The sequence below is a fragment of the Patulibacter americanus DSM 16676 genome (assembly GCF_000420025.1).
Lineage (GTDB): Bacteria > Actinomycetota > Thermoleophilia > Solirubrobacterales > Solirubrobacteraceae > Patulibacter > Patulibacter americanus.
In genome coordinates this window covers 24,993-46,241 of record NZ_ATUD01000018.1, presented here as the reverse complement: position 1 = coordinate 46,241, position 21,249 = coordinate 24,993, and the positions used below count along the sequence as shown (strand labels likewise).

The 21,249-nt window shown below is 75.2% G+C and carries 18 protein-coding genes; 10 read left to right on the top strand and 8 right to left on the bottom strand.

Going from position 1 to position 21,249, the window contains the following annotated elements:
• Positions 1 to 27 precede the first annotated feature (27 nt).
• On the bottom strand, positions 28 to 918 hold the full coding sequence (locus F593_RS0119925; RefSeq protein WP_245540834.1) for an HD domain-containing protein: 891 nt from the start codon (positions 916 to 918) through the stop codon (positions 28 to 30).
• 17 nt (positions 919 to 935) lie between these two features.
• Between F593_RS0119925 and F593_RS0119920 the strand changes: the two genes are divergently transcribed.
• Positions 936 to 1,883 (top strand): PAC2 family protein, encoded by a 948-nt coding sequence (locus F593_RS0119920; protein ID WP_022930504.1) that lies wholly within the window; start codon positions 936 to 938, stop codon positions 1,881 to 1,883.
• A 191-nt stretch (positions 1,884 to 2,074) separates the two neighbouring features.
• Here the strand turns inward: F593_RS0119920 and F593_RS0119915 are convergent, their stop codons facing one another.
• Positions 2,075 to 5,362 carry an ATP-dependent helicase gene (locus F593_RS0119915; RefSeq protein WP_022930503.1) on the bottom strand — a complete coding sequence of 1,096 codons (3,288 nt, stop codon included), beginning with the start codon at positions 5,360 to 5,362 and terminating at the stop codon, positions 2,075 to 2,077.
• Positions 5,363 to 5,387: 25 nt separating this feature from the next.
• Between F593_RS0119915 and F593_RS0119910 the strand changes: the two genes are divergently transcribed.
• The gene (locus tag F593_RS0119910) at positions 5,388 to 6,254 is read left to right on the top strand and encodes an inositol monophosphatase family protein (RefSeq protein WP_022930502.1); all 867 of its coding nucleotides are present in this window, start codon (positions 5,388 to 5,390) and stop codon (positions 6,252 to 6,254) included.
• Between the two features lie 17 nt (positions 6,255 to 6,271).
• On the opposite strand, the gene F593_RS0119900 is transcribed toward F593_RS0119910, so the two are convergent.
• Positions 6,272 to 7,132, bottom strand: coding sequence for a helix-turn-helix transcriptional regulator (locus F593_RS0119900; protein WP_022930501.1), 861 nt, complete (start codon positions 7,130 to 7,132; stop codon positions 6,272 to 6,274).
• 103 nt (positions 7,133 to 7,235) lie between these two features.
• Here F593_RS0119900 and F593_RS0119895 point away from each other — a divergent pair, with 103 nt between their 5' ends.
• The 3 genes from F593_RS0119895 to F593_RS26985 all read left to right on the top strand — a co-directional run bounded on the left by F593_RS0119895 (position 7,236) and on the right by F593_RS26985 (position 11,150).
• Positions 7,236 to 7,931, top strand: a complete 696-nt coding sequence (locus tag F593_RS0119895) for an SDR family NAD(P)-dependent oxidoreductase (RefSeq protein ID WP_022930500.1) — start codon at positions 7,236 to 7,238, stop codon at positions 7,929 to 7,931.
• A 141-nt stretch (positions 7,932 to 8,072) separates the two neighbouring features.
• The gene (locus F593_RS28920; protein ID WP_051160615.1) at positions 8,073 to 9,350 is read left to right on the top strand and encodes a hypothetical protein; all 1,278 of its coding nucleotides are present in this window, start codon (positions 8,073 to 8,075) and stop codon (positions 9,348 to 9,350) included.
• A 300-nt stretch (positions 9,351 to 9,650) separates the two neighbouring features.
• Entirely contained in the window at positions 9,651 to 11,150 is a 1,500-nt protein-coding gene (locus tag F593_RS26985; RefSeq protein ID WP_051160614.1) for an MFS transporter, read from the top strand.
• Between the two features lie 86 nt (positions 11,151 to 11,236).
• On the opposite strand, the gene F593_RS0119880 is transcribed toward F593_RS26985, so the two are convergent.
• Complete coding sequence (locus tag F593_RS0119880; RefSeq protein WP_022930497.1) at positions 11,237 to 12,139, bottom strand: EamA family transporter; 903 nt, start codon at positions 12,137 to 12,139, stop codon at positions 11,237 to 11,239.
• A gap of 195 nt (positions 12,140 to 12,334) precedes the next feature.
• Here F593_RS0119880 and F593_RS0119870 point away from each other — a divergent pair, with 195 nt between their 5' ends.
• The gene (locus F593_RS0119870) at positions 12,335 to 13,480 is read left to right on the top strand and encodes an Mrp/NBP35 family ATP-binding protein (protein WP_022930496.1); all 1,146 of its coding nucleotides are present in this window, start codon (positions 12,335 to 12,337) and stop codon (positions 13,478 to 13,480) included.
• Between the two features lie 95 nt (positions 13,481 to 13,575).
• Here F593_RS0119870 and F593_RS26975 read toward each other — a convergent pair whose 3' ends face one another.
• Positions 13,576 to 14,493, bottom strand: a complete 918-nt coding sequence (locus tag F593_RS26975) for a PadR family transcriptional regulator (protein ID WP_022930495.1) — start codon at positions 14,491 to 14,493, stop codon at positions 13,576 to 13,578.
• Between the two features lie 389 nt (positions 14,494 to 14,882).
• Between F593_RS26975 and F593_RS31150 the strand changes: the two genes are divergently transcribed.
• Both F593_RS31150 and F593_RS0119855 read left to right on the top strand, forming a co-directional pair.
• Entirely contained in the window at positions 14,883 to 16,283 is a 1,401-nt protein-coding gene (locus F593_RS31150) for a hypothetical protein (protein ID WP_022930494.1), read from the top strand.
• A 197-nt stretch (positions 16,284 to 16,480) separates the two neighbouring features.
• Positions 16,481 to 16,996, top strand: coding sequence for a beta-class carbonic anhydrase (locus F593_RS0119855; RefSeq protein WP_022930493.1), 516 nt, complete (start codon positions 16,481 to 16,483; stop codon positions 16,994 to 16,996).
• 110 nt (positions 16,997 to 17,106) lie between these two features.
• Here F593_RS0119855 and F593_RS0119850 read toward each other — a convergent pair whose 3' ends face one another.
• Entirely contained in the window at positions 17,107 to 17,370 is a 264-nt protein-coding gene (locus F593_RS0119850) for a 4Fe-4S dicluster domain-containing protein (protein WP_022930492.1), read from the bottom strand.
• Positions 17,371 to 17,516: 146 nt separating this feature from the next.
• Here F593_RS0119850 and F593_RS0119845 point away from each other — a divergent pair, with 146 nt between their 5' ends.
• Entirely contained in the window at positions 17,517 to 18,404 is an 888-nt protein-coding gene (locus F593_RS0119845; RefSeq protein WP_022930491.1) for an NAD(P)H-binding protein, read from the top strand.
• A 106-nt stretch (positions 18,405 to 18,510) separates the two neighbouring features.
• On the opposite strand, the gene F593_RS0119840 is transcribed toward F593_RS0119845, so the two are convergent.
• Positions 18,511 to 19,977: an amidase gene (locus F593_RS0119840; protein WP_022930490.1), complete on the bottom strand. Its 1,467-nt coding sequence runs from the start codon at positions 19,975 to 19,977 to the stop codon at positions 18,511 to 18,513.
• Positions 19,978 to 20,066: 89 nt separating this feature from the next.
• Entirely contained in the window at positions 20,067 to 20,630 is a 564-nt protein-coding gene (locus tag F593_RS0119835) for a helix-turn-helix domain-containing protein (RefSeq protein ID WP_022930489.1), read from the bottom strand.
• Between the two features lie 42 nt (positions 20,631 to 20,672).
• On the opposite strand from F593_RS0119835, the gene F593_RS0119830 reads away from it, so the two are divergent.
• Positions 20,673 to 21,212: a GNAT family N-acetyltransferase gene (locus F593_RS0119830; protein ID WP_022930488.1), complete on the top strand. Its 540-nt coding sequence runs from the start codon at positions 20,673 to 20,675 to the stop codon at positions 21,210 to 21,212.
• The last annotated feature ends 37 nt before the right edge of the window (positions 21,213 to 21,249 follow it).

The following is a 21,249-nucleotide window of genomic DNA, read 5'->3' as shown; positions in this document are numbered from 1 at the left end:
GGCGCCGCGGCCGCGCGGACCAGGCCCTCAGCCGTGGCCGAGTCCGTGCTCGAGTGCGTCCTTCACGCTCGCGTCGACCGCGTTGAGGCGGTGCAGCGTGACGGCCTCCGCCGAGCGGAATCGCCCGCCCGCGCGCTCGGGCCCGTGGTGGGTGAGCACGCAGTGGGCGAGGTGCGACCAGCGGGTCTCGTCCAGGCCGGCGCGGCGGGCGGGCTCGGCGATGACGCGCAGGCCGAGCTCGACGTGGCCCAGGAGCTCACCGACCTCGGTCCGTCCGATCTCGGCCCCGTAGGTGAACTCGCGCGTGCGGCCGAGGTCGTGGACCAGGCAGGCCGTCAGCAGCAGGTCGCGGTTGAGGCCCGGGTGGTGCACGCACGTCTCCTGCGCGAGGGCCCCGACGGCGACGGTGTGCTCGAGCAGCCCGCCGAGGTAGGCGTGGTGCCCGTTCTGCGTGCACGGCGCCAGCCGCCACGCGCGCCGCAGCGCCTCGTCGTCGATCAGCTCGCGCAGCAGGCTGCCGAAGCCCGTGTCGCCGACCTCGCCCGCCAGCCCCTCGAGGAACCCGTCGAGCTCGTCGAGGTCGCGGTAGGCCGTCGGCAGGAACTGCGTGGGGTCGACCTCGGCGGGGTCGAGCCGGCGCACGGCGGTGAGCTCGGCCACCAGGTCGTCGCGGTAGCGGTCCACCGTGCCCGTGACCTGCACGACGTCGCCGCGCTCGAACACGCCGTCCCAGCGGTCGACGTCCTTGAAGATGCGCGCCGGCATCGTGCCCGTGCGATCGCGGAGGTCGAGCGAGAGGTACGCCCCGGAGCGCCCATTCGACCGGTCCTTGCGGACGCACGCGTACGCCCCGGCCATGCGATCGCCCGGTCCCAGAGCAGCGACGGTGGACTCGATCGCGGGTGACACGTGAGACATCTTGTACCGTCAGCCGGATGATTCCCCTCCGTTGGGACGACCGCCCCGTCGGTCTGCGCGACCCCGCCCTGGTCTGCGCGTTCACCGGCTGGACGGATGCGGGGGATTCCGCGAGCTCTGCCGTCGGCGTCATCTCGCGCCGTCTGGGCGCACAACGCTGCGCCACCGTCGACCCCGAGCTGCTGTACACGATGCAGTCCTACCGGCCGCACATCACCGTGCGCGACGGCGTGGCCTCCGACGTGGAGTGGCCGACGGTCGAGCTGCGCGCCGCCGTGGTGCCGACCGCCGGCCGCGACCTGATCCTCGTGACCGGCCCCGAGCCCGCCATGCGCTGGCAGTCGCTGAGCGAGACGCTGATCGAGACGGCCAAGAGCCTGGGCGCCACGTTCGTCGTGACCCTCGGCGGCCTGCTTTCCGACGTCCCCCACACCCGCCCCGTGCCGATCACCGGCATCGCGACGGATCCGGACATCATCGCCCCGATCGGCGCGATGCTCCCGGACTACGAGGGCCCGACCGGCCTGACGGGCGTCGTCCACTTCGAGGCCGCCCGGCAGGGGCTGCAGGCCGCCACGCTGCTGGCCCACGTGCCCCACTACGTCGCCGGGGTGCCGAGCCCGAAGGCGACGCTCGCCCTCGTCGAGGCCGTCGAGGCCCTGACGAACGTGCCCGTGCCGACGGCCCGCCTGCGCGCCGCGTCCGAGCGCTACGAGCAGCAGGTCTCCGAGGCCGTGGAGCGCGACCCGGAGCGGCGCGAGCTGCTCGAGCGCCTGGAGCAGATGGCCGACCTGCGCGAGGTCATCGGCGACGAGGAGTCCGACGAGGACCTGGCCGAGGCCGCCGAGAGCCAGATCCAGCTCAACCTCGGCGAGCTCCCCTCGGGCGACGTCATCGCCGACGATTTCCTCGAGTTCCTGCGCGAGCAGGACCACACCGAGGGCGACGAGGACGACGAGGACTGAGGCCTGAGCAGTGGCTGACGCCGAGGTCGACGACGTGCTCCGGCGCGCCTTGGCTGCCCGCGGCATCCGCTGGAGCGGTCGCCGGCCTCGCCTCCCCGAGCCGGCTGTGCTGATCGGCGACGGGCCCGACGCCGCGGATGTCGCCACTGCGGGTCGGGGACCGCGCTGACTGGAGCTACCGCTGAACCCGCCTACGTCTCGGCTGCCGGGCAGGTCAGCTGGTAGTCGCACATCGAGCACGTCTCGTAGGACGGGGTCGGCTCGAAGTCCTGGGTGAGGATCGCGCCGCCCACCCGCTGAACGGTCTCGGTGATCCGGGCGCGCTCGCCGCCCTCGGCCTCGAGCGGGGTCTTCACGTCGTCCAGGACGTAGTGGTAGGCCTGGCGGGGCGCCTCCAGGCCCCACGCGTCGACGGCGGCGACCGCGTAGAGCTGCAGCTGCACGTCGTCGCGCAGCTGCTCCGGGGTGCGCGGACGGCCCGTCTTGTAGTCGACGAGCTCGTAGGCGCCGTCGGGGTGGCGGTCGACCCGGTCCACGCGGCCCCGGAGCGTGTGGTCGCCCAGGCGGAACTCGAAGCCGCGCTCGAGCCAGACCGTCTCGGAGTCCTCCGACATCGTGCGGGCGTGGTACCGCGCCATCGCGTCCTGGGCGCGCGCCCACAGCCGCGCCTCGTCGGCCACGCCCGTCAGGCCGGAGCGCCGCCAGCTCGCGGAGAGCAGCTCCTGCAGCTCGCCCAGCTGGGTGCCGCCGCGGCCGTGCCAGCGCTCGAGCACCTGGTGGACGACGATGCCGAACCGCTGCGCCACCGTCGGCTGCTGCGGGATCCGCAGGACGCGGTTGAACTTGTAGCGCAGGGGGCAGGCGCCGTAGAGGAACAGGTCGCCCGCCGAGAGGACGACGCCGTCGCCGCGCAGGGGGAGAAACGGCTCGAGGGAGGGCTCGCCGCGCTTGGCCCGGCGCTCCGCGGTCTGGTCGGCCGCGGCCAGGATCTCCTCGTCCAGCGTGCTCGAGAGCAGGATCTCCTTCTGCTGCGCCGTCGCCGCCTGGCGGATCGCCGCGTCGATCGCGGGCATCGCCGCCGCGACCTTCTGGCCGTCGGGGCGGTTGATGAGCGCCGCGACCTTCATCAGCTCGAGGTAGCGGGTGACCCCGTGCGCGACGTCGAGGTCGGTGTCCATCCGCAGGTCGCCGAGGCGCGCGCCGATCGTCGCGACGTCGCGCAGCAGCCCGTCGCGGAGCGTGCGGAAGGTGGCGTGCAGCGTGTCGTCGGGGCCGAAGAGCCGCTCCTCGAGCTCCTCCCACTCCCCGTCGACGGCGCGGCGGGCGTCCTCCACGATCGGCGAGGGCTCGCGCGCCGCGCCGCTCGTGGCGTGCGCGGGGTAGGCGAGGACGACGCCCTCGCGGGCCCGGGTCATCGCGACGTGCAGGGCGCGCCGCGCCTCGTCCATCGCGATCCGCCGCTCGCGGTCGGCCTCGGCCGCCGCCGGGTCCTCCGCGCCGGGCACGACGCGGTCGTCGCCGAGCAGCTCGTCCGGGAGCGGGTCGACGAGCCGCCGGCCGGCGAACGCGCCGACCGCGCCCAGGCGGCTGGACTGCAGGCCGAGGACGAAGACGTGGTCGAGCTCGAGCTCCGCCGCGGCCTCGAGGGGCAGGACGCGCACGGAGGCCGGGCCGGGGCCGCCCGCGTCGGGGTCCCCGGCGGCACTCGCGAAGCCCGCGTCCGCCCCGGCGTCGTCCGGCTCGCCGTCCATCCCGGCGGCGAACGGGACGGCCTCGACCTTGCCGTCCGGGTCGCCGCCGGCCTCGGCCAGGGTGACCATCCAGCGGGCGAAGTCGCGCGCGGTGGACTGGGGCGCGATGCGCACGTGACGCTCGGCGAGCTGGCCGACGCGCGCGAGGTCGCGCAGGCGCTCGACGACGTCGCCGTCGGCCCCGAAGAGCTGCTGGCCGCGCAGGCCCAGGTGTTCCACGAGCCGGTGCACGAACTGGTCCGGCGGGGTGACGTCGAGCGCGCGGACGGCCCCGCGGTAGAGGCGCAGGAACGCGGCGACGCGGTCGCGGGCCTCGGGAGCCATCTGCGGGGACTCCATGGACGCGGCGAGCGCGCCGACGAGGTCCATCCGGCGCCGGCGGGCGAGCTGCAGGCAGCGGGCGAGGTCGGCGGGGCGCAGGCCGATCGGCGGTCGGGCCAGCGCGCGGGAGACGGCGGGCGCGTCGGAGGGGTCGATGAGCAGCCGCAGCCACGCGAGGACGTCGCGGACCTCGACCCGCTCGAGGAACGCGCCGGCGCCGCCGAGCCGCGTGGGGATCGCCCGCTCCTCGAGCGCCGCGGCCACGGGACCGCCCTCGCGGCGGACGGACGAGACGAGCACGGCGATCCGGTCCGGCCGGGTGCCGTCGCGCACGAGCCGCTCGACCTCGCCCGCGACGGCCTGGGCCTGGGCCCGCTCGTTCGTCGCGCGCCAGAACCGCACGCGGCCGCCGCTCGGCGCGTGCCAGGCGTGCGGGAGCCGGTCGGCGGCGGGGGCGACGACGGCCTCGGCGGCGCTCAGGACCCGGTCGGGGCAGCGCCAGGAGCGCTCGAGGCTCACCGTCGTCAGGCCCGGGTGCGCGGCGGCGAGCTCGCGCAGGTTCTTGCTCGCGGCGGCGCGGACGCGGCGGGTGGCCTGGTCGTCGTCGCCCGCGGCGGTCAGACCGGTGCCGGCGGCCACGAGGGCGCGCAGCACGCGCATCGCGGCGGTCGGCAGGTCCTGGATGTCGTCGACGAGCAGCGCGGCCAGCGCGGAGGAGACGCGGCCGCGGACGGTCGCGCCGACGCCGCCCGGCGTCTCGTCCTCGAGCACGCGCAGCAGCCGCAGGACGAGATCCCCGTGGTCGATGAGCCCGCGCTCGCGGAGCACGCGGTCGTGGAGCCGCAGCAGCGCGGCGAACTCGCGCTCGCGGAGCGCCCGGGGATCGGTGTCGGCGAGCGCGCCGGCCCACGCCGAGAGCGCGTCGGCGTCGACGAGCGACTCCTTCAGCCGGTCGATGCGCGCAACGGCGCCGGCGAGCAGCGGGATCGGCGCCGGACCCCCGTCGTGGTGGCGGAGGCCGAGCTCCTCGCGGTGCTCGAGCAGCAGCGCCACGCGCTCCGTGCGGGTCGCGGGGACGACGAACGGGTCGACGCCGGCCTCGGCGGCCACGTCGCGCAGCAGCCGGTGGCAGAGGTCGGGCAGCGTGGTGACGACGACGTCGGCCGCGGGCGAGCCGAGGCGCGCGTCGAGCCGGCGCCGGGTGCGCGCGGCCGCGGCGGGCGTCGCGACGAGCAGCGCCACGCGGGTCGGGTCCACGCCGGCCGCGGTGACGAGCCACGCGGCGCGTGCGGCGAGGGCGACGCTCTTGCCCGTGCCGGCCGTGCCGCGCACGAGCAGGGGCGCGCCGGCCGCCGGATGCGTGGCCGCGCGGACCTGCGCGTCCGAGAGTGCGTCGAGGGGCTCCATCGCTGCTCTCTAGGATAGGTGGCTCATGACGCCGTCCTCCCACCCTGATCCCGAGACCTGGCTGACCGCGTTCAACCGGGCCGCCGACGCGGTCCGCGACCTCCTCGCGGCCGTGAAGCCCGGCGCCGACCGGCTGGAGGAGACGGGCACCACGGGCGAGGGCGGCGACCGGACCCTCGTGATGGACCGCGACGCGGAGGACGTCATCTTCGCCGAGCTCGAGCGACTGCACGACGCCGGCGCCCGCTTCACCGCGCTGTCCGAGGAGCGCGGCACCGTCGACTTCGGCGCCCGTGACGTCCTCGTCGTCATCGACCCCATCGACGGCTCGATGAACGCCAAGCGCGGCATGCCCCACCACGCCGTGTCGATCGCCGTGGCCACCGGCGAGGACGTCGCCACGACCGGAACCATGGCCGACGTCGTCTGCGGCCTCGTCGCCGACCTCGGCCCGGACGAGCGCTGGACCGCGATCAAGGGCCGCGGCGCCTGGCTCGACGGCGTCGCGCTCAAGGGCCCGGCGAAGGAGCGCCTGAACGGCGACGGCAAGCTCGAGCTCGTCGCGATCGAGTCCGCCAACCCGATCCACGTCATGGCCTCGGGCGAGGCGCTCGTCGAGCACGTCCACCGCATCCGCGCGATCGGCGCGATCGCCATCTCGCTCTGCGCCGTGGCGGGCGGCCGCGTCGACGGCATGGCCTCGCTGTGGCGCTGCCGCGCGGTCGACGCCGCCGCGGGCCAGCTCGTGGTCACGGAGTCCGGTGGGCTCGTGGCCTTCGGCGACCTCGCCGACCCGCTGAACAACCCGCTGGACCTCGAGCCCCACTCCCCCGTGGTGGCGGCGCGCACCGCGGCCGGGCTGGCGCGGGTCGCGGAGCTGCCGCACTCCTGAGGGGGCGGACCGCCGCCCTACGCGAAGGTCTGCGTGCCCACGGCTCCGAGCAGCGCCAGCGCCGTCGCGTCGGGGGAGCCGGGCTGGACGGTGTTGATGACCATCTGCAGGTGGCCGTCGCGAACCTCGAGCACGTCGCAGTCGACGGTGATCCGCCCGACCTGCGGGTGGTCGATCGTCTTGCGGCTCTCGCGGTGCGAGCCGACGCAGCGCTGCTCGGCCAGCGCGGCGAAGCGGGGGCTCGTGGCGAGCAGGTCGCGCCAGAGGGCGTGGAGGAACGCGTCGTTGGGGAAGGTGCCGAGCGCGCCGCGCAGGTCGGCCACGATCCCGGACTCCCAACGGGCGACGTCCTCGTGCGTGAGCACCGCGCGGGAGGGGGCCTCGTGGTGGAAGTGCCGCCAGGCGACGTTGCCGTCGCGCCCCTCGCCCCGCATGTCGCCCATGAGCGCGACGGACAGCGGGTTCTGGGCCACGATCGACCAGGCGGCGTCACGGACGAGCACGGGCACGTCGGCCAGCCGGTCGAGCATCCGCTGGACGCCGGGCGTGAGGTGGCGGTCGATGCAGCCGCAGGAGGTGTCGGCCTGGCCGGCGACGCGGAAGAGGTGGATCCGCTCCTCGTCCGTCAGGCGCAGCGCGCGGGCCAGCGGTCCGAGGACGGACGGCGACGGGTTCGTGGCCCGGCCCTGCTCCAGCCGGCTGAGGTAGTCGACGGAGAGGCCGGCCAACGAGGCCACCTCCTCGCGGCGCAGACCGGGCGCCCGGCGCGAGCCGCCGGCGGGCAGTCCGACGGCCTCGGGCGTGAGCCGGTCGCGCCACGCACGCAGGCAGCCGGCCAGCTCGTCCGTCGTGCGCTGCGTGGTCTGGGCATCCGCCATGTATCGATGATGGCGTACCGGGCCCGGCGCATCGTGGCCCTGCCAGTCCCAGGGTGCGGGGTCCTCTTCACAGACCCCCGTCCCGTGGCCCAGGCTGGATCCCATGACCACCACCCTCATCACCGGCGCCAACAAGAGCCTGGGCCGCGAGACCGCCCGCCGCCTGATCGCGGAGGGCCACGACGTCTGGATCGGCGCCCGCAACGCCGAGCGGGGCCAGGAGGCCGCTGACGCCCTCGGCGGCCGCTTCGTCCAGCTCGACGTGACGGACGACGCCTCCGTCGCCGCCGCCGTCGAGACCATCACCGCGGCGGGGACCGGCCTCGACGTCCTCGTCAACAACGCCGGCGTCCCCGGACCCTTCGCGGACCCGCTCGCCCTGACCGTCGCGGACTACGAGGGCGTCTACGCCGCGAACGTCTTCGGCGTCGTCCGCGTGACCCAAGCGTTCCTCCCGCTCCTGCGCGCCTCGCAGGCCCCCGTGATCGTCAACGTCTCGAGCGGCATGGGCTCGATCGCGGCGACCACGGACCCCTCGCGGGTCGAGTCGGGCGCCGTCATGCCGATCTACACCTCGTCGAAGGCCGCGCTGAACATGGTCACCACCCAGTGGGCCACGGCGCTCCCCGAGATCCGCGTCAACGCCGTCGACCCCGGTTACACCGCGACGGACTTCAACGGCCACCAGGGCCACCAGACCGTCGAGGAGGGCGCCGCGCCGATCGTGCGCATGGCACTCGTCGGGACCGACGGCCCGACGGGGACGTTCGAGAGCGTGGAGGGTCCCGCCGGCTGGTGACGTCGCCCACGGTCGGGGCGCGTGCCCCGAACGGTTCCGTCGGGCGCACGGTGTAACGCACACATCGAACGGTTGTAAGAACAGGTGTTCGCCGCTACATTCCGGGTGAACTTAGAACTAAGCAGCCGAAGGAACCTCGACATGGCCGACACGCCGAACAGCCCGAAGTCCCCGACCACGCCGGCCACGTCCCCGGCCGCCTCCCCGACCGCGACGGTGAAGCCCGCGACCGCCGCGTCCAGCACGACGTCCGCCGCCAAGCCGGCCGCGACGAAGAGCACGACCGCGAAGAGCTCGACGTCCGCGTCGAAGCCCGCGGCGAAGAAGACGTCCGCGAAGCGCACGACGTCGGCCAAGCCGGCGGCGAGCCGCGCCACGGCGACGCGCGGCTCCGGCACGTCCGCCACCGCCACGGCGAAGCGCTCGACGGCCAAGCCGGCCGTCGCGAAGGCCGCGACCGCCAAGACCGCCGCCGCGTCCAAGCCGGCCGCGCGCAAGTCGACGACCCGCACCGCCGGCACGCAGGCCGCGGGCGCCAAGGCCGCGGCGAAGACCACCGCCACGCAGGCCAAGGGCGCCGCGAAGACGGCCGCGAAGTCCGCCGCCCCGAAGGCGTCCTCCGCCAAGTCCTCGGCGAAGGCCACGAAGACGCAGGCCACCGGCGCCGCGAAGACCGCCGCGCGCGACACCGCCAAGACGACGAAGGCGCAGGCCAAGGCCACCGCCACGAAGACGCAGGCCAAGGCCCGCAAGGCCGCCGCCCAGGCCGACTCGACCGAGGCCGCCCGGGCCATCGAGTCCCGCGTCGCCGTCGCCACCCGCGTGGCCCGCGACGTCTACGCGCAGGCCGTCGCCGTCGCCCCGAAGAACCTCGAGGACGCGCAGAAGCAGGCCGTCCAGGTCCGCCAGCTCGCCGCCGCCCAGGCCGTCCAGGCCCGCCAGCGTGCGCAGGCCCAGGCCACCCAGGTCGCCGGTCGCGTGCAGGTCGCCGGCGAGAAGGCCGTCCTGATCCCCGTGGGCGCCGCCCTCGAGGCGCGCGACGCCGCCACGAAGGAGCTCGTGGAGCGCCGCGAGGCCACGGCCAAGATGTTCCTGGACCGTCGCGACGCCGCCCAGAAGCAGGCGCAGGTCCGTCGCCAGCAGCTGCGCGCGCAGCTCGGCACGTTCGAGAAGCGCGGCGCGCAGGCGCGCACCGGCCTCGAGCGCGACCTGACCCGCACCCGCACCCAGCTCGAGCGCGAGCTGCGCGAGCGTCGCGCCGCCGCCGAGGCCCGCATCAACGGCCTCCCGTCCGCGGCCGAGCTGCGCACGGAGCTGCCGAAGCTCCGCGGCGAGGTCGAGACGCGCGTCGGCAAGGCGCAGACCCGCGCCGCCGAGGTCGCGGGCCAGGCCCGCACCCGCGTCCTCTCGCTCGTCTAGCGCGTAGTACGGAGTACGTGGTGTTCCGGAGCGGGAGGCTCCGGGGCACCACGATCGTGACGCAGCGCCCGCGACCCCGGCCCCCGCGCCGGGGTCGCCGCGCGGTGGGGCCCATCGCGGCCGCGGCCACGTCGATCCGGCCGCACCGCCCCCGCGGGCCCGATCACCGGGCCGAAACGGAGCGGCCACTCCGGACTGCTACGGTCTCAACCGGATCACGTGCTCCGCTTGTTCGAGCGACCGTGACGCCCGTCCGCCCGGGGAATCGCCCCGGGCCGCACATCCGTAGGAGTCCTCCGCATGACCACCGACCCATCAACCCACCGGCGCGACATGATCGCGCTCTACGTGCTCTGCCTGGGCATGCTCATGATCGTCCTCGACGGCACGATCGTGAACACCGCGCTGCCCGTCCTGAAGGAGAGCCTGGACTTCTCCGACGGCAACCTGACCTGGGTGCTGAACGCGTACCTGATCCCGTTCGGGGGCCTGCTGATGCTGTCGGGCCGCATCGGCGACCTCATCGGCCAGCGCCGGATGTTCCTCTGGGGGATGTCGCTCTTCACCCTCGCCTCGCTCCTCTGCGGCCTCGCGGAGAGCCAGGAGATGCTGATCGGCGCCCGCTTCCTGCAGGGCGTGGGCGGCGCGCTCGGCTCCTCCGTGATCCTCGGGATGATCATCACGATGTTCCGCGAGCCCCGCGCGCAGGGCAAGGCCATCGGGATCTACTCCTTCGTCGCGTCGGCAGGCGGCTCCGTAGGCCTGCTCCTCGGCGGCGTGCTGACGGACATCCTCTCCTGGCACTGGATCTTCTTCGTCAACCTGCCGATCGGCATCGCGACGGTCGTCCTCGCCAACCGCCTGGTGCCGCACCGCCCCGGCCTGGGCTTCAAGGACAACAAGGTCGACGTCGCCGGCGCGCTCATGCTCACGGGTGGCCTGATGATCGCCGTCTACGCCATCGTCGGCGTCGAGAAGGAAGGCTGGGGCTCGACGCAGACCCTCGGCCTCGCCGCGGTCTCCCTCGTGCTGCTCGTCGGCTTCGTCGTCCGCCAGGCCCGGATCGCGCACCCGCTGCTGCCGCTGCGCATCTTCCGTTCGCGCAACGTGACGGGCGCCAACCTCGTGCTGCTCGGGGTGCTCGCGGGCATGTTCAGCGTGTTCTTCTTCGGCGCGCGCTACGCCGGCGAGATCCTCGGCTACAGCCCGATCCAGATCGGGTTCGCGTTCCTGCCCCTGACCCTGCTCATCGGCCTCGTGTCGACGCGGGTCGCGCAGCCGGTGACGGAGCGCTTCGGCCCCAAGAACGTCCTCATCGCGGGCCTGACGTCGATCGTCGCCGCCGTGCTCCTGTTCACGCAGACCCCGGTCGACGGGAACTACTTCGTGAACGTCCTGCCCTCGATGCTGCTGCTCGGCCTGGGCGCCGGGTTGAGCTTCACGTCGATCATGGGCCTGGCGATGTCCTCCGCCACCCCCGAGGACTCCGGCATCGCCTCGGGCCTCGTGAACACCTCGATGCAGGTCGGCGGCGCCGTCGCGCTCTCCGTCCTGGCGACGTTCGCCGCCGAGCGCACGACGGCGAAGCTCGCCGACGGCGAGAACGCGCTCGAGGCGCTCAACGCCGGCTTCCACGTGGCGTACCTCATCGCCGCCGGCATCGTGGTGCTCGCCATCGCCGTGGCCGTCTTCGTGCTGCGCAACGAGTCGGCGCCCGCCGGTGACGCCGCGGCCGTCGGTCACGCGGACGAGCCCGCCGAGGACCACGCCGTGACGCCCGCGGTGCCCGAGCTGGTCTGAGGGATCGGCCCGCCGCCCGGGCCAGCCGGGCGGCCCGTCGCCGCCCGTGGGCCCGGGCCAGCCGGGCGGCGCCTCGGGGGCCCGGGTCAGCCCGGCGGCAGCGGTGGCGGAGCGGGAGCTGCGGACTGCGACCGCGATCCCACCAGCCCCGTCGCGAGCGCCACCGCGGCCAGCACGACGACGGCCCCCGCCAGCTCCGCCGGCCCCGGCGTCTCGTCGCGCACGAGCCACGCGGTCGCGATGCCGACCACCGGTACGAGCAGCGTGAAGGGCGCGACGGTCGAGGCGGGGTGGCGGGCCATGAGCCACGTCCACGTGCCGTAGCCGAAGAACGTGGCGATCACGACCACGTAGGCGAGCGCGAGCAGGCCCGCGACGCCGAGGCCGGAGAACGCGTCGCCCCACGAGCCCCCGCCCTCGAACGCCAGGGAGAGCCCGGCGAGCGGGAGCGGCGGCACGAGGCTCGACCAGACGATGAGCGCGAGCGGCGCCGGCGGCTGGGCGGCGCGCATGATGACGTTGCCCACACCCCAGGACGCCGCGGCGCCCACGCAGAGCGCGAGCGCCAGCAGGGGCACGTCGCCGTCGCGACCGAGGGCGATGATGGCGATGCCGACGACGGCCAGCGCGACGCCGGCGGCCCGGGCCCGCGTCAGGCGTTCGCCGAGCACGGCCATCGCGAGCAGGATCGTGAAGACCGCCTGGACCTGCAGCAGGAGCGAGGCGAGCCCCGCCGGCAGGCCCTGGTCCATCCCGACGAACAGCAGCGCGAACTGGCCGGTGGAGGTGAACAGCCCGACGCCCACGACCGTGCGCCAGCTCGTCCGCGGCGACCCGACGAGGAACACGGCGGGCAGCGCGACGACCGTGAACCGCAGCGCCGCGAACAGCAGCGGCGGGAACGACTCGAGCCCGATGTCGATGACGACGAAGTTCAGGCCCCACGCCACGGCGACCAGCACGGCGAGGGCGACATGACGACGAGGCACCCCGACAGGGTCCCGGGTGGGGCCCGGCGACGCCGTGTGGGTGACGGCAGGCGCGAGCCGGCCGTGCCCGCGCGGGGCGCCGGCGCCCCGCGAGGTTGACGGCGTCCCGTCGCCACCCCGCTCTCCCGCCCCGTCCGTGGCGGGCGGGTGCGCCTACGCACCGAGCCGAACCACGCCGCGTGCCACAATCGATCGATGCCTACGCGCGAGGACATCCTCGAAGCCCTGAAGTCGGTGATCGACCCCGAGCTGAAGAAGGACGTGGTCGAGCTCGGCATGGTGCGCGAGATCACGATCGGCGACGGCCGCGTCGACGTGATGATCTCCCTGACCACGAACGGCTGCCCGCTGCGCAACCACTTCGTCGTCGCGGTCCGCAAGGCGCTGCGCGGCCTCGGCGTGCAGGAGTCGGGCGTGGAGTTCGACGTCCTCTCCCCGGAGGAGAAGGCCGCGCTGCAGAAGAAGCTCGGCATCCAGGGCTCGCTGCCCGCCGGGGAGAACGTCTCGCTGATCAAGAACGTGATCTGCGTCGGCTCCGGCAAGGGCGGCGTCGGCAAGTCGAGCCTCACCGTCAACCTCGCCGCTGCGCTCGCGGCCGAGGGCAAGACGGTCGGCGTGCTCGACGCCGACGTCTGGGGCTACTCCATCCCGCGCATGTTCGGCCTGGGCGCCGAGCGACCGCCGGTGTCGTCCGACCGCAAGATCATCCCCCTGGAGTCGCAGGGCGTGAAGGTCATGTCGATCGGCTTCTTCGTGCCGGAGGACTCCGCCGTCGTGTGGCGCGGCCCGATGCTGCACAAGGCGCTGAACCAGTTCCTCGACGACGTCGAGTGGGGCGAGCTGGACTACCTGCTGATCGACCTGCCGCCGGGCACCGGCGACGTCTCGATGACGCTCGCGCAGCTCTTGCCGCAGGCGCAGTTCCTGCTCGTCACGACCCCGCAGGACGCGGCGCAGAAGGTCGCCCGCCGCGCGGCCGAGATGGCCACGAAGGTGCAGCTCGGCCTGATGGGCGTCGTGGAGAACATGTCCGGGTTCACGTCCCCCGACGGCCAGCGCTTCGCCATCTTCGGTGAGGGCGGCGGCCAGGCGCTCGCCACGGAGCTCGACGTCCCGCTCTTCGGCAAGGTCCCGCTGACGATGCGCCTGCGCGAGCAGGCCGACGCCGGCGTCCCCGTCGTCGTCGCCGAGCCCGACGACGCGGCCGCGCAGTCCGTCACGCAGATCGCGCGCGGCCTCATCGCCGCCACGCCGGAGCTGCCCCCGATGCTGCAGGAGCTCCCGCCCATGCTGCCCGTGATGCAGAACGAGCCCAAGGGCGCCTCGCTCCCGATGGCCTGAGCCGCGGGCCTTCGAGGCCCGCGCCCGGAACGACGAACGGCCGCCCGAGGGGCGGCCGTTCGCGTTCTCCGGGACGACACCCCGGGCCCGGGGTGTCAGGCGCCGGGGGCTTCGTCGTCGCCGGCCGGATCCGACGGGTCACCGGTCTCGGCCGGATCCGCGGCCAGGATGCCGTACAACCGGCGGCGTGCCTCGACCAGCGTGGTCTTGGCGTCCGCGATCTGGCCCGGGCCGGCGACCCGCACGACCTGGCGGGCGGCGTCGACGACGCTGACCATCAGGTCGCGCAGCTCGACGGCGTCCTGGTCGTCGGTGCCGCCGAGGTCCTCCCACGGGGTGGACTCGGCCGCCACGCGCTCGGCCTCGGCGCGACCCTCGTCGGTGAGGGTGTGGGCGCGGCGTCCGCCGCGACCCTCGGACTCGGTGCTCGTGACGAGCCCCTCGGCCGCGAGCCGCTTGAGCGTCGGGTAGACGGAGCCGGGGCTCGGGCGCCACACGCCGCCGCTGCGCTCGTGCAGCTCGTGCAGCAGCTGGTAGCCGTGCATCGGGCCCTCGAGCAGCAGGACGAGGATGCCGGCCCGGATGTCGCCACGGCCGACCCGCGCCCCGCCGGGCAGGAACCCAGGAAGCTCGGGGTCGCCGCCGCGGCCCCCGGGGCCGAAGGGTCCGCCGGGCCCGCGGCCGCGCGGGCCGCCGCGTCCGTGGCGGCCCGGCCCGCGGGAGCCGCGGCCGGGGCCGCGCTCCCCGCCGCCGGGGCCGCGGCCGGGCCCGAACTCGGCCCGGGGGCCGCGGCCGAACCGCGGGCCGTGTGCGTCCTCGGACCCGGGAGCGGCGTCGGGGCCGCATCCGGCGTGGACGTGGGGACCGTGCCGGTGGTGACCCGAGCCGCTACCGCGGTCGGGGGTGGGGCCGTGCCCCGCGTCGTCGGCGTGGAGGTGGTGGTGATGACGGCGGCCGCGGCCGCGCGTGTCGGGACCGCGGTCCCAGGGGGTGGAGAAGGTGAAGCTCTGCATGGAGTTCCTCGTGTTGCTGTATCGGTGTGCCATCACGATATATCGCGACTGCCCTGGCGTCAAGGCCGGGTGGGGCGACGGCGACGAGCAGAGGCGGGGAGGCGATCCGGCTCAACGGCGGAGGCGGGCGGAGGCGGGGAGATAGGCAGGCGCAACGGGGATGTACGTCTCGAGCGCCCTTCCGGGGGCGAGACGTACATCGACGGCCCCTGACGCGGTCGATGGAGGTTTCGGGCACGACGACACCGCCGAGACGTACATCGTCGTCCCCTCTCCCTCCCCGCCTTCCGGCCCGCCGCGCTCGCCCGCCTCTTCCCGCCCCGCCACCCTTGCGCCCACGGACCCGAATTCCGCTGGCCAGATCCCCGCTCCCGGGCTACCCTGCGGCCATGCGCGCGCGAGCGGTGGCGGTCCTCCTGACGACGCTGACGGCCGGTGCCGCCGCGGAGTCCGCGTCAGCGGCGTCGCTCACGACGACCGGCGACGTGATCACCTACCAGGCGGGCCCGGGCGAGACGAACCGGGTCACGGTCAACTGGGGCACCGGGCGCCCGTCGTTCGACGACGTGACCGAGGTCGAGGACAACATGACCTTCGGCCCCGGGTGCAACGAGAACGGCAGCCGCGTGATCGTTCAGTGCGAGGGCGCGTCACCGACCGCGACGGTCGTGGTGCGCCTCGGCGACGGCGACGACCGCGCGCAGGTCGTCGGCGCGTTCACCGACAATGCCCGCGGGAAGCGCCACGAGCTCTACGGCGAGGCGGGCAACGACGTCCTGCTGAGCCAGGAGGGCTCGGACCTGCTCGACGGGGGCGAAGGCAACGACGAGCTGCAGCCCGACGACATGGACTCGGGCGGCCAGGCCAGCCCGGGCGACACCGTCGCGGGCGGTCCGGGCCAGGACAAGCTGCAGCTCGTGGACTCGCCCCAGGACACGCTGCGGGCCTCCCTCGACGGGATCGCGGACGACGGTGGCCCCGGCGAGGGCGACAACTACCTGCCCGACATCGAGGACATCCAGGGGGCGCGCGGCGCGTCGAACACCCTGATCGGCACGCCCGGACCGAACACGATCCAGATGATCAGCGACGACCGGACCCCGAACGCGCTGATCGGCGGCGGCGGGGACGACCGGCTGCTGGGGAGCAGCGGCGACGACGCGCTCGACGGCGGGGACGGCAACGACACCCTCGTGGGGGGCGCGTTCAACGACACCCTGATCGGCGGTCCCGGCGTCGACGCGCTGGACGGCGACGGCGACACGCTCTACCCCGGCAACGACCGCATCGAGGCCCGGGACGGGATCGCGGAGTCGATCAACTGCGGCATCGGCGCCGACACGGCGATCATCGACGCCGCCGACATCGTCCCGGCCGACGGCGGGTCGATCTGCGAGGCCGTCGACCGTGCCGCCGCACCGCCCGTGGACGGTGGCAAGAGCGCTCCGACCCCGAAGGCCGTCCCCGCCATCCGCTCGCGCTCCCTGGCCTACCGCAAGGGTCGGGTCGCCGTCTCCGTCTCGTGCCGCGCCGGTGGACCGCGGTGCACCGGCACGCTGCGCGTCCGGACCGCCAAGAAGGTCCGCGTCGGCCGCAAGCGCTCGACCGTCACGATCGTGCAGGCCCGCTACTCCGTCGCGGCGGGCAAGTCGGCGACCGTCCGCGCCCGCCCGACCTCGCGGGGACGGGCCCTGCTGCGCCGGACCCGCACCGTCCGCGTGCGGGTCTCCGCGGACCCCAAGGGCGCAGGGGCGACCCGCGCGCGGACGGTGACCCTGCGGCGGCGGTAGAGCCGGGCGCCCGCTGCTCCCGCGGCGAACGCTGCGCGCGCGGCCCGCTGCGCCCGCGGACCCCCGCTGCTCCGCGGCGATCGCGATCCGTGGACCATCGCGAGCCACCGACGTGGGCCCGCACGCCGCGGCGCGCGCCTGACGATGCCGTGCCCCATAGGATCCGCGTCCCGACCCCCGACTTCACCCGGTGAGCCATGACGGACGAGACGCCAGCCCCGCCGACCCCCGAGATGCTGCAGGCCGCCGAGGCCTTCCCGGCGCGCTACACGCCGTACGACTCGGCCGCGCCGGTGCGCCACGTCGCCGTCGTCGCCTGCATGGACGCTCGCCTGGACCTGTTCGGCCTGTTCGGCCTGAACACGGGCGACGCCCACCTGATCCGCAACGCGGGCGGCATCGTCACGGAGGACGTCATCCGCTCCCTCGCGATCTCGCAGCGCAAGCTCGGCACGCGGTCCGTCGTGCTCGTGCACCACACGGGCTGCGGCATGCAGACCTTCACGGACGACGAGCTGCGCAACGAGCTGCTCGAGGAGACGGGCTACAAGCCCACGTGGTCGCCCGAGTCGTTCGCCGACCTCGAGGAGGACGTCCGGCAGTCGCTGCGGCGCGTGGCCGCCAGCCCGTTCCTCCCCCACAAGGACGACGTGCGCGGCTTCGTCTTCCAGGTCGAGGACGGCGTCCTGCGCGAGGTCTTCCTCGAGGACTGACGCCCGACCGCAACGCACCGCGCCCCGGTCGACCGGGGCGCGGGTGCTGCGTCGCCCCGGACCACCGGGGCGTCCTGCCGTCGTCCCGCCGCGAGGGCGGGACGGGGACGCTAGGCGTTCTCGAAGTACTTGATGTTCTTGTCCACGAACGAGGTCCACTCGTCCGGGATCTGGTCCTCCGCGAAGATCGCGTCGACCGGGCACGCCTCGACGCAGGCGTCGCAGTCGATGCACTCCTCCGGGTCGATGTAGAGCTGCTCGACGGTGTCGTAATCCGGCTCGTCAGGAGTCGGATGGATGCAGTCGACCGGGCAGACCTCGGTGCACGAGTTGTCCTTCGTGCCGACGCAGGGCTCGGCGATCACATAGGCCATGGCCTGTCCTCGCGGGGTCGTAGGGGCGGGAGCGGAGGCGAAGCATAACGCCGGATACCCGCGGAGCGACGCCCCTGGGGGCGGTCGCGACTGTCGGTATCCCTAACTGCCACCGGTGGTTTGGGGCGCACCGTAGGCTCTGCCCCATGATCCTGCTGACCGGGGCGACGGGAGCGACGGGCCGGCGGGTGCTCGATCGGCTCCTCCTGCGGGGCCACCGGGTGCGGTGCCTCGTCCGCAACCCCGCCCGCCTGGGCACCCGGCGGGTCGACGTGCAGCTCGCGCTGTGGAACCTGACGGACACCCGCCTGCCGGGTGGCGCCCTGCGCGGCGTCGAGACGGTGATCCACCTGGCGGGCCCCCTGGGCGACCAGCCGATCGGGCACCTCGAGGAGCTCAACGTCACCGCGAGCTGGCGGTTGGCGGACGCCGCGGCGGCCGCCGGGGTCGGGCACTTCGTGCACGTGTCCGCGCTCGGCGCGGGCGAGGCGGCGGGCTGTCGGTTCCTGCGTGCGAAGGGCACCGGCGAGCGGGTCGTCCGCGGTGCCGGCACGACGGGCGGGATGGCCGTCTCGGTCGTCGCCCCGTCCCTCGTCCTCGCCCGCGGCCAGCGCTGGGCGTCGTGGGCGCAGGCGCTCTCCCTGCTGCCGATCGCCCCGGTGCCCGTGCGCGGCACGCCCGGCCGCTCCCGGCCCGTGGCGGCGCGCGACCTCGCCGACGCGCTGCTGGCGGTGACGGAAGGCGCGCGGCCTCCGGTCGAGACGCCCGCGCGGCACGAGATCGCCGGCCCCCAGGAGTACGGCGTGCGGGAGCTGCTGCCGGCGCTGCAGGAGGTCGTCGGTCGCCCCCGCCGCACCGTCTCGCTGCCCGTCCCCGTCCTGCGTGCCGCCGTCGCGGCCCTGGAACGGCCGGGCGCCGCGGACCGCGAGGCCCTCGCCGTGCTCGGCTGCGACACCGCGGGTCGCCACGGCACCCGCGACCTCGAGGCGCTGGGGATCCACCCGGGCGGGCTCGTCGAGTCCCTCGCGGGCTGACGCGGGGCCGCGGCGGCCGCGAGCGGCCCCGGAAGGCCGCGGCGCCCGGAGACCGCCGGTGTCGGACGGCCGCGGGACGCACCGCGGTCGGTCCGGGCCCCGACGCTCAGTCGGCCAGCGCGAGCGGGGCCACGCGGTCGTCCCACGGGGCCGCGGCCTCGACCTGCGCCGCGACGGCCAGGAGCCCCGCCTCGCCCGCCGGGGCGCCGATCAGGTGCACGCCGACGGGCATCCCCGCCGCCTCGTCGCCCGGGGGCCGCACACCGAGCGGCAGGGTGATCGCCGGGACGCCCGTGACGTTGCAGATCGCTGCGTAGGGGCTGAAGCGCGCGCCGTCGGCGAACCCGCCCATCGGATCCGGGCGGCCGTCCGGGTCCAACGCGCCGACCGGCACGGGCGCGGTGGCGAGCGTCGGGGTGACGATGAGGTCGAACCGCGCCGACCACGCGAGGACGGTGCGCGCCACCGCCTGGAGCCGCGCGTCGAAGATCAGGTGGTCGACCGCCGTCGTCGCCTGCGCGCGCTCCCAGAGCGCCCAGGACAGCGCCTCGACGTCGTCCGGGGTGACCGCCCGGCCCACCCGCAGCTCCGTCGCCCGGATCGACGAGGCGATGCCCGGTCCGAACGACGCCGTGAAGAGGTCGAGCAGGCCCGGGATCCGCCACGGGGCCGACACCTCCTCGACCTCGTGGCCCAGTCGCGCCAGCAGCCCGGCGGCGTCGCGGGCCGCGGCGGCGTCGGCCGGCGAGGCGTCGTGGTCCAGCGGCGGGTCGAGGACGAGCGCAACGCGCAGGCGCGGCACGTCGCCCCGGGCACCGCGGGCCGCCGCGGCGGCGAACGGCTCGGTCGGCGGGGGCGGCGGGGCCAGGTCGCCCGGCTCGGGTCCGGCCAGCGCGTCGAGGGTCGCGGCGGCGTCGCCGACCGTGCGCGTGAGCATGCCGTCCTGGACGAGCAGGTGCCAGCCCAGGTCCGGGGCGAGCGAGACGCGTCCGCGCTGCGGCTTCAGGCCCACGAGCCCGCACGCCGCCGCGGGGATGCGGATGGACCCGCCGCCGTCGTTGCCGTGCGCGACGGGCAGCATCCCGGCCGCGACCGCCGCGGCGGCGCCGCCCGAGGAGCCGCCCGCCGTCCGACCCAGGTCCCACGGGTTGCGCGTGGGACCGAAGCGCCGGGGGTGCGTGACCGGCGTGACGCCCCACTCGGGCAGGTTGGTCGCGCCGAGCAGGACGAAGCCCGCCTCGCGCATGCGCCGCACGACGTTGTGGTCGTGCGCCGGGCGGTGCTCGCCCGCGAACTCCGACCCGGACGTGAGCCGCCGGCCCGCGACGGCGCGGTTGTTCTTCACCGCCGTCGGGACCCCGGCGAAGGGCCGGGCGTCGCCGGATCGGACCTGGGCGGCGGCCGCCAGCGCGTCGTCCGCCCACACGTCGACGAAGGCGCCCACCCGCCCGTCAACCGCGGCGATGCGGTCGAGCGCGGCCTGCGTCAGCTCGACGGCAGAGAGCTCCCCGGAGCGGATCAGCGCCGCGAGCTCCGTCGCGGGACGGCGGAGCAGCGCGGGCTCGACGGTCATGGCGCGGACGCTAGCCGACGCGGATCGCCGACCCGGCGACGCGACGGCCCGGCGACGGCCCGGCCACGCGGTGCCGCACGGCCCCGGCCCTACCCCGCCCGGTTCGTCAGGGCAACGAGGTAGCGACAGGGCGCGTCGGCGGGCACGCGGAACGCGGTGGGCGCCGGCGGGCCGAACGCGAGGCAGTCGCCCGGCCCCAGCTCGTGCTCCGCCTCGCCCTCCGTCAGGCGGAGGCGCCCGTCGAGCATCCACAACTGCTGGTGCACGAAGGTCGACGCGTCGGCGGGGTAGGCGAGCTCGGTGCCGGCGGGCAGGCTGACCTCGACGAGCTCGAGCGGCCCGCCCGTGGGCGGCGAGACGGCGCGGCGGCGGTAGCCCGTCGCCGGGTCCGTCCACACGGGCTGATCCGCGGCCCGGAGCAGCCGGCGGCCGTCGGCCTCGGCCCGCGCCATCAGCGCGGAGAGGGTGATGCCCAGCGCGCCGGCGAGCCGCGAGAGCAGCACCGCCGTGGGCTGCGCCTCGCCGCGCTCGACCTTGCCGATCATCGCCCGGGACACGCCCGAGCGCTCCGCCAGCGCGCCGGCGGACAGGCCCTGCGCCCTGCGGGCGTCCAGCAGCGCGGCGGCCAGGGCGGCGGAGAGGTCGTCGCTCATGGGGCGACACTATAAGCGACATTCAGCGCTACCATCGTCGCCATGACGGGCGCAACGACGTGGAAGATCCGCGACGCGACGGGGGACGACGGGGACGCCTGCGCCGCGATCTACGCCCCGTACGTCACCGACACGGCGGTCACCTTCGAGCTCGAGCCGCCCACCGCGGAGGAGATGGCCGCCCGGATCGCCAAGGCGTCGGCCACCCACGCCTGGCTCGTGCTCGTGGAGGCCGACGGCACCGTCGCGGGCTACGCCTACGGCGGCCCGTTCGCGCCCCGCGCGGCGTACCGCTGGGCGTGCGAGACCAGCGTGTATCTGGGCGAGACGCGGACGGGCGCCGGTCGCGGGCGCGCGCTCTACGTCGCGCTGCTCGACCGCCTGGCCGCCCGCGGCTACCGGACGGTGCTCGGCGGCATGACGCTCCCCAACCCCGCCAGCGAGGCCCTGCACCGGTCCCTCGGCTTCGAGCCCACGGGCGTCCACCGCCGCATCGGCTACAAGCACGGCGCCTGGCACGACGTCGGCTGGACCCAGCGCGACATCGGCCCGACGGACGATCCGCCCGCCGAACCGCGCTGAGCGGGGGAGGCGCCGCCGTCCGACCGCGAGCGCCGCG